We start from the raw sequence: 13,868 nt of genomic DNA, 5'->3' as shown, positions 1-13,868 counted from the left end.
TCGTGACTTCAAAAAATCGACATTTATGAACACATATGATATCATCGTTTTAGGAAGTGGTCCTGGGGGATATGTAACTGCAATTAGAGCTTCGCAATTAGGGTTTAAAACCGCAGTAATTGAAAAAGAAAGTTTAGGCGGAGTATGCTTAAACTGGGGATGTATCCCTACAAAAGCACTATTAAAAAGTGCTCAAGTATTTGAATACTTAAAACATGCTTCTGATTATGGTCTTACTGTAGATAAATTTGACAAAGATTTTGATGCAGTTGTAAAACGTAGTCGCGGTGTAGCAGAAGGAATGAGCAAAGGAGTTCAGTTTCTTATGAAGAAAAATAAAATCGATGTTCTTGAAGGTTTTGGCAAATTAAAAGCCAGTAATAAAATAACAGTAACAGATGCAGATGGAAAAGCAACTGATTATGAAGCAAAACATATTATTGTAGCTACAGGAGCTAGATCTAGAGAGCTACCTAATTTACCTCAAGATGGTAAAAAAGTAATTGGATACAGACAGGCAATGACCCTAGAATCTCAACCAAAAAAGATGATTGTGGTTGGATCTGGAGCAATTGGAGTCGAATTTGCACATTTCTATAATGCAATGGGTACAGAAGTTACTATCGTAGAATTTTTACCTAACCTCGTTCCTCTTGAAGATGAAGAAGTATCAAAACAGTTTGAGCGTAATTTCAAAAAAGCAGGAATTAAGGTAATGACCAATTCTTCTGTAGAAAGTGTAGATACAAGTGGTGATGGAGTAAAAGCAACTGTTAAAACTAAAAAAGGAGAAGAAATTCTCGAAGCAGATATTGTATTATCTGCAGTAGGTATTAAAACCAATATAGAAAACATAGGCTTAGAAGAATTAGGTATAGCTACAGATAGAGATAAAATTGTAGTAAACGATTGGTACCAAACCAATATTCCGGGAATTTATGCAATTGGTGATGTAGTCTCTGGCCCTGCCCTGGCTCATGTTGCCTCTGCAGAAGGAATTACCTGTGTTGAAAAAATCGCAGGAATGCATGTAGAACCAATCGATTATGGAAATATCCCTGGTTGTACATATGCTTCTCCAGAAATTGCCAGTGTAGGAATGACCGAAAAACAAGCCAAAGAAGCTGGTTACGAATTAAAAGTAGGAAAATTCCCTTTTTCTGCCTCTGGTAAAGCGAGTGCAGCAGGAACCAAAGATGGTTTTGTAAAGGTGATTTTTGATGCAAAATATGGTGAGTGGCTAGGTTGCCATATGATTGGTGCCGGAGTTACCGATATGATTGCAGAAGCTGTATTAGGTAGAAAATTAGAAACTACTGGTCACGAAGTATTAAAAGCTATCCATCCTCACCCAACAATGAGTGAGGCTGTAATGGAAGCAGTAGCAGATGCATACGACGAAGTAATTCATTTATAAATAAGTTATATATCCTAAAAAACGCCTTATTATCTTAGATAATAAGGCGTTTTTTTATATTAATTATTTCAAAACAGGTAGGTGTTTTTATTCTCAACTATTTTGTAGAAAAACTTTGTATTGCCAATATATAGCTTTGTAAACCAAACCCAAGAATAACACCTTTTGCATTAGGTGATATATAAGATTGATGTCTAAACTCTTCTCTACCAAAAGTATTTGATATATGAACTTCTACAACAGGAATTGATATTGCCTTTATAGCATCTCCTATACCAATAGAAGTATGAGTATACGCACCTGCATTAAGGATAACTCCATCACACCAATCATCCGCTTCCTGTATTTTAGTGATCAACTCCCCTTCTATATTAGATTGATAGTAAGATAATTCTAGTGTAGAAAAGTCAGATTGTAATTGAGCAAAGAATTCATCAAAAGTTTGACTTCCATACACTTCTGGTTCTCTTTTCCCAAGAAGATTTAGATTAGGGCCATTTATGATTAGTAATTTCACACGTCTATTTTTTTAGTAATTTAACTCATATCAAACAATTATACATTGCATGCTTATTATTCAATATTAGAATCCTGTCTTCGGTTATTCTTGGTTTTAAACAAATACCCAACCGATAATTGTGCTACAGAATGTTTAAAATCTATATCTAATGTATCGATATCATTAATATTTGTTAGGCCTAGATTATATCGTAATTGGAAAAACAAACCAGATTCTGTCTTATAACCAGCTCCTAATCCCCAGCTAAAATCAAAACTATTAAAAGAATCAAAGAACTCATCAGGAGTATCTTCTGCAGATTCTGTTGCATTTGCCAATATAGCCAATTGTGGGCCAGTTTCCAGACTAAATTTATTTGTGAAATAATATTTGGCAATAATGGGCAATGTTAAATAATTTAAGCTGATCTTGTTTTCTTCTCCATTATCATCAACTTTATATCCTTGTGCTGTATACAATACTTCTGCCTGTACAAAAAACCGTTGAGATACAGGAAATTCTATAACAGCTCCCAGGTGCATTCGCACTCGCGCATCTGTATTTTTTATATCTCCGGTTATATTTGCATAATTAAGCCCAAATTTAAACCCTGCACGAGTATATAATTCTTCACTCTCTTGCTGAGCAGTTAAAGATGTGATCATCATTAGGGCAGAAACAATAAGAAAAAACTTCTTCATCATATAATAAATACTATTACTACTCAAAAGTAGTTTTATTTTTTAAAAAACCTGAATCTACAAACAAAAAATGCACTTCAATATTTTAGAATACTCTTAGAAGTTATTATTAATATGATTTTAGAATTTATGTTCTACCATAAGTTGATGCTTTTTTATTATTTACTTAATCAAAGAATATACTTACCTAATGAGTCTCTAAAATATTAATAACTAATTAACTTTTTGTATTGACAAATTAGATAGTTTAGCAACCAATTTTAAACCAATAATAGAGTATGAAAAAAATAATATTATCTGTTTTAGCAGGAATAAGTTTTGTCTTTGCAAATGCTCAAAACAATGGTCAAACCATTAAGGGAAAATGGCTAATCGAAGCTAATACAAATTTTGGAGCAGCAAGTGCTTCTAATACAAGTATTCAATTTATAAGTTTTTCTGATGATGGGGGATCAACCTTTAATATCGGTACCGAAGTAGGTTATTTTATTATGGATGATTTATCTCTAAAAGTAGGTTTAGGCTATGGATCTATTGATAAAGGTGGGGATTCTGAATCATTTGACTCTTTTTCATATAAAATAGGTGCCAAATATTATATTATTGGAGTAATCCCTGTACAAATCGATTATAATGGTGCAAGTACAGATCTAAATCAAGATCCATCATATTTTGGTGTTCAGGGAGGGTATGCATTTTTTCTAGGAGATATGGTAAGTATTGAACCTGGATTACGATATAATTTTAGCTTAGATGATCGGTTTCATAAAGATGCTTTCCAATTCAACATAGGATTTGTCATACATCTATAAGAACATTGATTTATTATTTCTAAACCATCTATAAGTAAATTGGGATGGTTTTCTTTTATATTATATCTTAGTAGTAATGAAATGGGATCACGCGATAAAAGACTACAAACATTATCTGAAAATTGAAAGAGGATTGTCTGAAAACTCAATTATTAACTACACTCTTGATATTCAGCGATTATTAAAATTTCTAGAACATCAAGACATAGCAACTACTCCCCTTTCTATTGAAAAAGAAATACTTCAACAATTTATTTTTGAAATAGCAAAACTGGTTAATCCTCGTTCGCAATCAAGAATTATTTCTGGATTAAAAAGTTTCTTTAATTATCTTGTTTTTGAAGATTATAGAGAATCTAATCCAATGGAACTTATAGAATCTCCAAAAATAGGTAGAAAACTACCCGATACGCTATCTGTTGAAGAAATAGATCTCATTATTGCCCAAATTGATCTTGGTAAACCAGAAGGAGAACGTAATCGTGCAATTATTGAAACTCTTTATGGATGTGGCTTACGAGTAAGTGAGCTTATCACCTTAAAAAAATCCAGTCTTTTTTTTGATGAAGGGTACATTAGTGTTACCGGAAAAGGTGATAAACAACGTTTTGTACCTATAGGAGAAACCACTCAAAAATATATCAATATTTACACTTCCGAAATCCGTAATCATATTGATATCAAAAAAGGGCATGAAGACACCTTATTTTTAAACCGAAGAGGTAGACAACTCACCCGGGCGATGATTTTTACGATCATAAAACGACTGGTAGAAAAAGCAGGAATCCATAAACAGGTTAGTCCACATACTTTTAGACACTCCTTCGCTACTCATCTTTTAGAAAATGGTGCCGATTTAAGAGCTATTCAATTAATGTTGGGTCATGAAAGCATTACGACTACAGAAATATATATGCATATCGATCGAAGTCATTTAAGCGAAGTTATACATAGTTTTCATCCAAGGAGATAATATGTACACTTATTTCCTAAAAAATTTAAAATAATAAAAGGCCGTTTGAAAAATAGTATTTCAAACAGCCTTTTTAGTATACTATATCTATTTTAAAAGATTAATTCGGTCTCTTTACAATTCCTGAAGGAACAACAGTATCAGACAACATTGTTACAGGATTCCCAGATCCAGTTGTAATTCCTGCAGTTGCGCTAAGCGGTGATATAAAAAATGGTTTAGGATCACCATCTGCTATTGGCTCAACTGTAATAAACACTTTTTTGCTCGTTACAGCAGCAGGAAGTGTAATTCCAGTAATAGGAACTTGGGTTGGTAAGACAAGAAAATCTTCTCCAGGAAATGCAGGAACAGTTCCTCCTGCACCTTTAAAGAAATTTCCGTCATCAACACCGCTAACATTAGAAAAAGTCCCTGTAGATAAAATTTGAGTACCAAAATCTACCCAACCTTCATACTTCCATCCGCTAGACAGAGCAGGAAGAGATAAGCCAGGAGCATTAGCACCATTCATAAACCATACACCAAATTCATCATTACCATTATCCACTCCTCCAACATTATCTGTAGGAGTTGCTAAGAAAAACTGACCCGATGTATTAGAAAGATCAGCAACTACTGGTTGAAAGCTAAGCTGTGCAGAATTACCATTAAAATTACCGGTCAAAATTTTTGTATCAGAAGGTCCATTATCAATATCTCCCACTGGTTCTACTGTCAATACAAACTGAGTTGCACTTGCAAGATCAGATGCAAATACGTCTAAACGAATAACTCCTGCAGGGTTAGTAAACTTATTAGTACTAACTGGTTGTCCGTTAACAATAATCCATCCTTGATAAGCAGTTCCTCCTGTAAGAGGCTTTAATCCGATCGTCTCTAATTCTATTGTGGCAACCGCTGGACCGTCATCATCATTAGAGCACGAATTCAATAGCACTCCAAAAAGTAGAGCAGCTATTAATAATTTTGTTTTTGTCATCATTTTGCTTTTTAATTATCTTTCAAATGTAATTAGATTACACTAAAATTAACTCCAAAACACTTACAAAATTGTGTACGAAAACATATTCTTTCTATGTTAAAATGTATTCGTTATGTCCCTTGTTGCCCTTCAACATTGGGTGTTTTAAATAATTCTATAAAAGCTGGACCTATATGTGATATGATTTCACCCGCAATCAATCCTTCAAAACCAGTTTTTTGAACACCTATGTCTCCCGAGCTTCCATGCAGATAGACTCCAAAAACAGCAGCATGCAGAGGGTCATAACCTTGAGACAGTAAACCGGTAATCATCCCTGTAAGCACATCACCGCTTCCTGCTGTGGCCATTCCCGGGTTTCCTGTATTATTCACATACAATTGATCTTCAAATACCGTTATAGAGTTGGCTCCTTTAATTATTACAACACAATCATATTGTTTAGAAAATGCTTTTGTTTTTTTAATTTTATCAAAATCGTCTTTCCATTTACCTACTAATCGTTCTAACTCCTTAGGATGTGGTGTTAAAATAGTTTTCTTCGGAAGTTTTTCAAGAAACTCAGGTCTTTTTGATAGGATATTAATCCCGTCGGCATCTATTACAAGAGGAGATGTATTCTCTTTTAAAAACTCTTCAAATGCACTAATGGTTTTTTCTCCAGTTCCAAGACCAATTCCAATTCCTATAGCTGCGGGTTTAAAATCCAGAGTGATCTCTTCTAATTCGTCATCACTATCTGCAATTACCATAGCTTCCGGAACAGCAGTTTGAAGTACTTCATATCCACATTCTGGAATATATGCAGTAACCAAACCAGCTCCTGTCTTTAAGGCTGCTTTAGTAGCCAAGACCACACTTCCTATCTTACCGTAACTTCCTCCTATCACTACACAATGCCCATAAGTGCCTTTATGGCTAAATTTATGTCTTGGTCGATATAATGGCAATACTTCGTTTTTATTAATTAAGACGCCGACACCGGGATTTTGCATTAAAAAATTGCGATCTAATCCAATATCAATCACCTCCAGATCTTGTGTATACATACCCGTTTCTGGTAAAAAGAAAACAAGTTTTGGTAATTGAAACGTAACCGTAACATTGGCAAAAATAACTCCTTCGGGATTATCTGGTGCTTTATCAGAATATAAGCCCGATGGAATATCTATAGAAAGTTTAAAACATCTTGAAGTATTAAGATGTTTGATCAAAGAAACTACCCAAGGTACCAATGGTCTGTTAAGTCCGATACCAAAAATGGCATCGATAATCATATCCTCACGCTTGAGTTGAGGAAAATCTTCTTCACATTTAAGCTGGATAGGCCAATCCTTGGCTATTTCTTTTAATCGATCATAGTTAGATAGAAATTCCTTTGATCTGTTATCACTAAAATTTACAATATAAGTCTTCACATTATACCCATGTTCCAGTAATAATCTCGAAACTACTAATCCGTCTCCTCCATTATTTCCAATACCACAAAAAACATGGATCATAATTGGAGACCCTTGTAGTCTGCTATGAATCAAATTAAAAATTTGTGTTGCAGCACGTTCCATCAATTCTAATGATGTGATCTTAGCTGAAACCATTGTAGCTTCATCTGCCATACGCATTTGTTGCGCAGAAAATATTTTCATCTATCTATATGTATTAATATGTATTCTATATACTTCATGCTTTTATATTAGAAACTCTATGCTAAGAGTTTTTAACAAATTAAATAATCCTTTCTCAAAATCACTAAATACAATTTTAATCTAGCCAGTTTCATACTTTTTTTATGAATTACACAATGAAATAAGTTATTAATTATTGAATTAGCAAAAGTTTAAGAATGCCGTTAATTTAATTTTCTTTAAAAGTAAAAAATTATACATTTGAACACGCAAAGTAAAGCAAACAAATGTTTAGTACCATTTTCTTATTGGCTTTATTATTTACCTTAGGAACGATTATCGTATCTGAGGCTTCTTCTATTACAACAGGTACTATTACTATTATTACCCTTAGGGGTTAGTTCATTTATATATTACCACCGGACCACGTATGTAATTCACAAAAAAAGAATTACTAACGAAACTTTTATTAATAATTTCAACTAAAAAAATATAATATATTATGAACGTTCTAAAATTTGGAGGTTCTTCTGTCGCTAATGCATCGACCATAGAAAGTGTAATAGAAATCATAAAACAACAATCGCAAAATCAATCCTTATATGTAGTCGTTTCTGCAATGGGTGGAATTACCGATTTGTTGTTACAAGCCGGAGAGGAAGCTTCTGCTAATAATGAAAATTATAAAAATACACTGGCAGAAATCGAAAAAAGACATTTTGAGGCTGTAAAAACTCTTATTCCTGTCGTATCCCAAAGCGCAATAATAAGTAAAGTTAAAGCAGAGCTTAATACCTTAGAATCATTGTGCGAAGGAGTATATTTACTAAGTGAATTATCTCCCAAAACTGCTGCCGTAATCGCAAGTTTTGGAGAGATGCTCTCTTCTTATATTATTTCAGAAACAGCCAAAATAAAAGGCTTAGATATTGTTTTGAAAGACTCTAGAGAGCTTATTGTTAAAACCATTAACTCTAAAGTTGTAATAGATTATAAAGAAACCAATGCCAGAATTAAAGAATTTGCAAATAGCAATACGCACAAAGTAAGTCTTTTCCCTGGTTTTGTTGCAAGAACGAAGGATGGTGAACCTACAACATTAGGAAGAGGTGGGTCTGATTTTACTGCGGCTATTCTAGCCTCGGCTATCGATGCCAACGAATTACAAATCTGGACAGATGTAAGCGGACTATATACTGCCAATCCAAAATTGGTAAAACAGGCGAAACCAGTATATCACATTTCATATCAGGAAGCCATGGAGCTTTCTCATTTTGGAGCTAAAGTAATCTACCCTCCTACTATACATCCTGTATTAGAAAAGAATATTCCTATAGTGATCAAAAATACTTTTAAACCTAAAGATCAAGGAACTTTTATTACTCGAAAGGTAGAAGAACGAAAAAAACCAGTAACCGGAATTAGTCATATAGATAGTATCTCGATCATTTCTCTGGAAGGAAGTGGCATGGTTGGCATTCCTGGATTTTCAAAACGTTTATTTGAAGCTTTATTTTTAGAAAATATAAATGTAATCCTTATTACACAAGCTTCGTCTGAGCATTCTATATGTCTTGCTGTCGAAGCTTCTGAAGCAGACAAAGCTAAAACCATTTTGGATGCTACATTCGAATTTGAGATTTCTAAACATAAGCTAGATCCTGTTAAAATAGAAAACGATGTAGCCATTGTCGCATTGGTTGGTGACAATATGTACCATCACCAAGGGTTGAGTGGTAAAATGTTTAGTACATTGGGTAAAAACAATGTAAATATAAGAGCTATTGCGCAAGGTGCTTCAGAAAAAAATATCTCTGTAGTAATTGCAAAAAAAGACATCAAAAAAGCCTTAAACATATTACATGAACGATTTTTTGAAGTAAAAACGAAACAGCTCAATTTATTTATCACTGGTGTAGGAAACGTAGGGAGTAAATTACTTGAACAGCTTCAGCAACAAAATAAATATCTTAAAGATAAATTACGTTTAAAAATTCGTGTGGTCGGGATGTCAAACTCCAAAACAATGGCCTTTAATGAAAATGGAATTGATCTTGATGAGTGGCAAGAAATCCTTACGCAGGGAGAAAAAGCTAATGCAGAATCATTTTTTGCGAAAGCAAAAGAAATGAATCTACGTAATTCTATCTTTGTAGACAATACTGCAAATCCTAATATTGCTAAGATTTACAAACACTATTTGGCAGAAAGTATGGCTGTAGTAACTTGTAATAAAATTGCATGTGCCGATGAATATTCTAATTATGAAGAACTGCAAGATCTCGCCAGAAAATTTAATGCTCCGTTTTTATATGAAACCAATGTTGGAGCAGGTTTACCAATAATAGATACACTTAATAACTTAATTGCTTCTGGAGATAATATTCATAAAATACAAGCTGTATTATCTGGCAGTCTTAATTTTGTATTTAATAATTATACCGAAGAAGTTACTTTTCATGATATCGTAAAACAGGCTCAGCAAGAAGGATACACCGAACCCGATCCAAAAATAGATTTAAGCGGTGTTGATGTAGCCAGAAAAATCTTGATCCTCGCTCGTGAAAGTGAAAAAGTTATGGAATTAGAAAATATAGAGAACGAAGCATTTCTTCCTCAGGAAAGTTTAGAAACCAAAAGTGTAGATGAATTTTTTAATTCACTAGCTCAAAACGAGGATCATTTTAAAGAAATTCTGGCAGAGGCCAACAAAAAACAATGTCGATTAAAATATGTAGCACAATATGAAGAAGAAAGTGCAAAAGTAGGATTGCAACACATACCGGTTGATCATCCCTTTTATAATCTCGAAGGAAGTGATAATATTGTACTTTTTTATACTGATAGATACCCTAAACAACCTCTAATTGTTAAAGGAGCTGGTGCCGGAGCCGAAGTTACTGCTTCTGGTATCTTTGCAGATATTATAAGGATTGGTAAAAGTAAGTAGTCTAAAATGTCGGTCTGACAAATAAAACGTACTAAAAAAACAACAAATGAAAAGTATCAAAATATTTGCTCCTGCTACGGTTGCTAATCTTTCTTGTGGATTTGATGTATTAGGATGTTGCTTGGATAATGTTGGTGACGAAATGATAATTTCTATCACCTCAGATCCTGGTGTAAAAATAACAAAGATTGAAGGAGCTAACCTTCCTATGGAGGCTCACAAAAATGTCGCTGGTGTCGCTGTTGAAGCTTTTCTTAAAGCATATGGGAAGAATATTGGAGTTGCTATTGAAATTTACAAAAAGATAAAAGCAGGTAGCGGAATAGGTAGTAGTGCTGCCAGTAGCTCTGGTGCTGTTTGGGCTATAAATCATTTATTAGGCAATCCATTTACCACACATGAATTGGTAAAGTTTGCAATGGAAGGAGAAAAATTAGCAAGCGGTAACGCGCATGCAGATAATGTTGCCCCTGCCCTTCTTGGTGGATTTACTTTGGTACGTAGTTATGACCCATTGGATATTATAAAACTACATTCTCCAAAAGACCTGGTAATGACAGTTATTCATCCACAAATAGAAGTAAAAACATCAGATTCACGATCAGTAATCAAACATAAGGTAACCTTAAAAAAAGCAATTCACCAATGGGGAAATGTAGGAGGGTTTGTTGCTGGATTGTTCACAGAAGATTATGATTTGATCGGTAGAAGTTTAGATGATGTAATTATCGAGCCATTACGATCTATTTTAATTCCTGAATTTAACAATGTTAAAAATGCAGCAATAGCAAAAGGCGCTTTGGGGTCAGGAATATCTGGTTCGGGACCTTCAATTTTTGCACTTAGTAAAGGTATGAAGGTTGCAAACGACGTAGCAGGTGCTATACAAGATATTTACGACAAAACAGGAATTGATTTTGATATACACATCTCAAAAATTAATAGCACAGGAATCAAGATAATAGAAGAAACTGAATACAGAAAATAAAAAATAATGCAATACTATAGTTTAAATAATAATGCACCTAAAGTATCTTTTTCTGAAGCTGTCATAAAAGGTTTAGCTCCAGATAGAGGATTATACTTTCCAGAAAATATAACTCCGTTACCCAGTTCGTTTTTTGAGAACATAGAACACCTGGATAACATTGAAATTGCCTATCAGGCCATACAACAATTTGTTGGGGATGAAATTCCTGAACCAGAACTACGGGATATTTTGGCAGATGTTTTAAGTTTTGATTTCCCTGTAGTAGAAGTCGAAAACAATATTGGGACATTAGAGTTATTTCATGGTCCAACTATGGCTTTTAAAGATGTTGGAGCCCGTTTTATGGCACGATGCTTAGGATATTTTAATAGAAATAACGAAAATCAGGTTACTGTTTTGGTTGCTACTTCTGGGGATACAGGTGGTGCAGTCGCAAACGGATTTTTAGGAGTAAAAGGTGTGAATGTAGTTATTCTCTATCCAAGCGGAAAAGTAAGCGAAATACAAGAGAAACAATTAACTACACTAGGGCAAAATATAACAGCTTTAGAAGTCGACGGAGTATTTGATGACTGCCAGGAAATGGTGAAAACTGCATTTCTGGATGTAAGTATTACTAATCACAAGCAATTAACATCGGCAAATTCTATCAATGTAGCCAGATGGCTTCCTCAATTATTTTATTTCTTATTTGCTTATAAACAAGTTAAACATAAGAAAAAGGATATTGTATTTTCTGTACCTAGTGGTAATTTTGGTAATATTTGTGCAGGAATTGTTGCTCACAAATTAGGACTGCCTGTTAAACAATTTGTAGCCTCGACCAATATAAATGATACTGTTGTTAGGTATTTAGAAACTTCAGAATATCAACCAAAACCATCAAAAGCTACAATTTCTAATGCGATGGATGTAGGTAACCCTAGTAATTTTATCAGAATACAACAGCTTTTTAATCATAGTTTTGCTGAGCTTAAGAATAATTTCTCTGCATATAGTTTTAATGATGATCAGACTAGAGAAACTATGAAAATGATTTATGATGAAACAGGATATATTGCAGATCCTCATGGTGCTGTTGGGTATCTAGGCCTTAAAAAGCACGAGGTAACCAAAGATCAATATGGTATATTTCTTGAAACGGCTCACCCGGTTAAATTTCTAAATATAGTCGAAGAAACTCTGGACACAACTATAGAAATCCCTAATCAAATCCAAAAAGTGATGGGTAAAGAAAAGCATAGCATAATAGTGAATAGTTATGAAAAACTAAAAGAGTTCTTACTTCGGTAAGAACTCTTTTAAAAATATAGTTTTATTTTTTCAATCTTTATTTAGCCAGGGATTTCATTACTCCATGAACAATATCTGTAGTAGATGCTAAGTATTTAAAATTTACTGTAGTATACTTATCTTCACTCTGACGTGCATAAGGTGAGTTATCAGCATTTTTCAATTCTGCTGTAAGCGTAACGGTTTCAAAACCAAAATTAGCAAAAAATCTACTTTCTGGTGTAGCTACTTCTCTCTTATAAATAGGCACCGGAGATTCTATACGATATAATGACTCTAAACTAAGGCTGGATGCCAACATTTCGATTGCTCTATCTTCATCATTATCCCATCCCATATAATCAGATCGATGCATTGAATGAATTTTATATTCTTCATCTTTCAATTTTTTGGTAAACATCCTTGTACCAACCATATTGCTTTTCCAATGGTCAAAGAACACAACCATAAAATTTCTGTTACGCTCTTTTAGTTCTGTTAGTTTCTTAGCAACATAATATGCTATCGCAACTCCCGTGGCATTATGAACGGCACCAGGGCTATCTTTAACAGTATCAAAATGCGCAGCTATCACCACGTATTCATCATTGCCATTGGTAGCAGGAATCTCGGCAAAAACATTTGTACCATTAAATAAGTTTCCTTTTTTATCCTTCACATTATAAGAATGCCTTTCAGGCTTAAGTCCTATATCCTTTAAAGAATTATATAAAAAGTCTGCAGAAGCTTTCCTTTCGGAAGCGCTTTCTCTACTTTTTAATTTTTTTCTGCCTTTAATAGGTTCATGACCTGTAAGTTTGGCAACAATTCCTTTTTGGACATTAATAATCTCTGCTTCTTTTCGATCTTGTTCAGTCTGAGCTGGGGCCATCTGAATTACGAAAATAAATAATAGTAAAAATTCTCTATAATAATTCATTTTGTAGGTTTTGTATTCTATTCCCTTTAACACAAATTTATGAAAAATCTGTAATTATACAATTTTGTATTTTTATTGCTTAAAATAACATTTTAATATGTCTTTTGCAAAAACCATACCTTTTATTATAATAACGTTATTATTTGTTCAATGTGACAATAATACCAAAATCAAAAATTTATTAAGTGCTTCAGAAAATTGGAGGAGCGAAGTTATTGAATTTCCTTTAGAATTTGCCAATTCTTTACAATATTCGGGTATAGAATATGTTCGTTTTGCTCCAGGATGGGGAAAAGAAGGTGCTTCTGACTATTTTTCATATGCATTTTTATGGGATTTAAATGACGATCCACGGCTATCTGCCAAAAAAATTGAATCCGAAATGGAAGCTTATTTTGATGGCTTAATGCGTTTGGTATCCAAAATGGATTCTAAACAAAAGAACAAAATACCTAAGTCTAAAGCTTTTTTTGAAAAAGTAAATGATTCTATATATGTAGGGAAAATACTTACTTATGATGCTTTTACTACAAAAAAAGAGCTGAATTTAAATATTACAGTAAATTATAGTACATGTGAATCACAAAATAAGCACCTTGTATTGTTTAATTTATCTCCGCAGCCCCTAGAACATCAAATCTGGAAAAAATTAAAAAAGATTACTGTTAATACCAATTGTAAATAACAAGCTTATTTATAATTG

The 13,868-nt window shown here is 33.5% G+C and carries 12 protein-coding genes; 7 read left to right on the top strand and 5 right to left on the bottom strand.

What is annotated here, in order from left to right:
• Window positions 1-25: 25 nt before the first annotated feature.
• Entirely contained in the window at window positions 26-1,417 is a 1,392-nt protein-coding gene (gene lpdA / locus Z053_RS0104215; protein ID WP_025663789.1) for a dihydrolipoyl dehydrogenase, read from the top strand.
• A 97-nt stretch (window positions 1,418-1,514) separates the two neighbouring features.
• Here lpdA and aroQ read toward each other — a convergent pair whose 3' ends face one another.
• Window positions 1,515-1,934, bottom strand: coding sequence for a type II 3-dehydroquinate dehydratase (gene aroQ / locus Z053_RS0104210; protein WP_025663788.1), 420 nt, complete (start codon window positions 1,932-1,934; stop codon window positions 1,515-1,517).
• Between the two features lie 56 nt (window positions 1,935-1,990).
• Entirely contained in the window at window positions 1,991-2,620 is a 630-nt protein-coding gene (locus Z053_RS27855; RefSeq protein WP_081748210.1) for a porin family protein, read from the bottom strand.
• Between the two features lie 275 nt (window positions 2,621-2,895).
• Here Z053_RS27855 and Z053_RS0104200 point away from each other — a divergent pair, with 275 nt between their 5' ends.
• Together Z053_RS0104200 and xerD are read left to right on the top strand one after the other, a co-directional pair.
• Window positions 2,896-3,429, top strand: a complete 534-nt coding sequence (locus Z053_RS0104200; RefSeq protein ID WP_025663786.1) for a hypothetical protein — start codon at window positions 2,896-2,898, stop codon at window positions 3,427-3,429.
• 76 nt (window positions 3,430-3,505) lie between these two features.
• The gene (xerD, locus tag Z053_RS0104195; RefSeq protein WP_025663785.1) at window positions 3,506-4,402 is read left to right on the top strand and encodes a site-specific tyrosine recombinase XerD; all 897 of its coding nucleotides are present in this window, start codon (window positions 3,506-3,508) and stop codon (window positions 4,400-4,402) included.
• Window positions 4,403-4,502: 100 nt separating this feature from the next.
• Here xerD and Z053_RS0104190 read toward each other — a convergent pair whose 3' ends face one another.
• Entirely contained in the window at window positions 4,503-5,384 is an 882-nt protein-coding gene (locus Z053_RS0104190; RefSeq protein WP_025663784.1) for an anti-sigma factor, read from the bottom strand.
• Window positions 5,385-5,497: 113 nt separating this feature from the next.
• On the bottom strand, window positions 5,498-7,033 hold the full coding sequence (locus Z053_RS0104185) for a bifunctional ADP-dependent NAD(P)H-hydrate dehydratase/NAD(P)H-hydrate epimerase (RefSeq protein ID WP_025663783.1): 1,536 nt from the start codon (window positions 7,031-7,033) through the stop codon (window positions 5,498-5,500).
• Window positions 7,034-7,514: 481 nt separating this feature from the next.
• Between Z053_RS0104185 and thrA the strand changes: the two genes are divergently transcribed.
• The 3 genes from thrA to thrC are packed head-to-tail and all read left to right on the top strand — an operon-like array spanning window position 7,515 to window position 12,246.
• Complete coding sequence (thrA, locus tag Z053_RS0104180) at window positions 7,515-9,962, top strand: bifunctional aspartate kinase/homoserine dehydrogenase I (protein ID WP_025663782.1); 2,448 nt, start codon at window positions 7,515-7,517, stop codon at window positions 9,960-9,962.
• A 46-nt stretch (window positions 9,963-10,008) separates the two neighbouring features.
• Entirely contained in the window at window positions 10,009-10,950 is a 942-nt protein-coding gene (locus Z053_RS0104175; protein ID WP_025663781.1) for a homoserine kinase, read from the top strand.
• 6 nt (window positions 10,951-10,956) lie between these two features.
• Window positions 10,957-12,246, top strand: coding sequence for a threonine synthase (gene thrC / locus Z053_RS0104170; RefSeq protein WP_025663780.1), 1,290 nt, complete (start codon window positions 10,957-10,959; stop codon window positions 12,244-12,246).
• 37 nt (window positions 12,247-12,283) lie between these two features.
• On the opposite strand, the gene Z053_RS0104165 is transcribed toward thrC, so the two are convergent.
• Window positions 12,284-13,165 carry a M28 family metallopeptidase gene (locus tag Z053_RS0104165; protein ID WP_025663779.1) on the bottom strand — a complete coding sequence of 294 codons (882 nt, stop codon included), beginning with the start codon at window positions 13,163-13,165 and terminating at the stop codon, window positions 12,284-12,286.
• 97 nt (window positions 13,166-13,262) lie between these two features.
• Here Z053_RS0104165 and Z053_RS0104160 point away from each other — a divergent pair, with 97 nt between their 5' ends.
• A complete protein-coding gene (locus Z053_RS0104160; protein WP_025663778.1) occupies window positions 13,263-13,850 on the top strand; it encodes a hypothetical protein in 588 nt (195 codons plus the stop codon).
• Window positions 13,851-13,868: the final 18 nt, after the last annotated feature.

It is taken from the genome of Aquimarina megaterium XH134 (genome assembly GCF_000520975.1).
Lineage (GTDB): Bacteria > Bacteroidota > Bacteroidia > Flavobacteriales > Flavobacteriaceae > Aquimarina > Aquimarina megaterium.
This window is presented reverse-complemented; position numbering and strand designations above follow the sequence as displayed.

Bases quoted from the DNA above. Each gene is read 5' to 3' on its own strand.
- lpdA (WP_025663789.1), top strand. From the start codon at position 26: ATGAACACATATGATATCATCGTTTTAGGAAGTGGTCCTGGGGGATAT.
- Z053_RS27855 (WP_081748210.1), bottom strand. From the start codon at position 2,620: ATGATGAAGAAGTTTTTTCTTATTGTTTCTGCCCTAATGATGATCACA.
- Z053_RS0104200 (WP_025663786.1), top strand. From the start codon at position 2,896: ATGAAAAAAATAATATTATCTGTTTTAGCAGGAATAAGTTTTGTCTTT.
- xerD (WP_025663785.1), top strand. From the start codon at position 3,506: ATGAAATGGGATCACGCGATAAAAGACTACAAACATTATCTGAAAATT.
- Z053_RS0104190 (WP_025663784.1), bottom strand. From the start codon at position 5,384: ATGACAAAAACAAAATTATTAATAGCTGCTCTACTTTTTGGAGTGCTA.
- Z053_RS0104185 (WP_025663783.1), bottom strand. From the start codon at position 7,033: ATGAAAATATTTTCTGCGCAACAAATGCGTATGGCAGATGAAGCTACA.
- thrA (WP_025663782.1), top strand. From the start codon at position 7,515: ATGAACGTTCTAAAATTTGGAGGTTCTTCTGTCGCTAATGCATCGACC.
- Z053_RS0104175 (WP_025663781.1), top strand. From the start codon at position 10,009: ATGAAAAGTATCAAAATATTTGCTCCTGCTACGGTTGCTAATCTTTCT.
- thrC (WP_025663780.1), top strand. From the start codon at position 10,957: ATGCAATACTATAGTTTAAATAATAATGCACCTAAAGTATCTTTTTCT.
- Z053_RS0104165 (WP_025663779.1), bottom strand. From the start codon at position 13,165: ATGAATTATTATAGAGAATTTTTACTATTATTTATTTTCGTAATTCAG.
- Z053_RS0104160 (WP_025663778.1), top strand. From the start codon at position 13,263: ATGTCTTTTGCAAAAACCATACCTTTTATTATAATAACGTTATTATTT.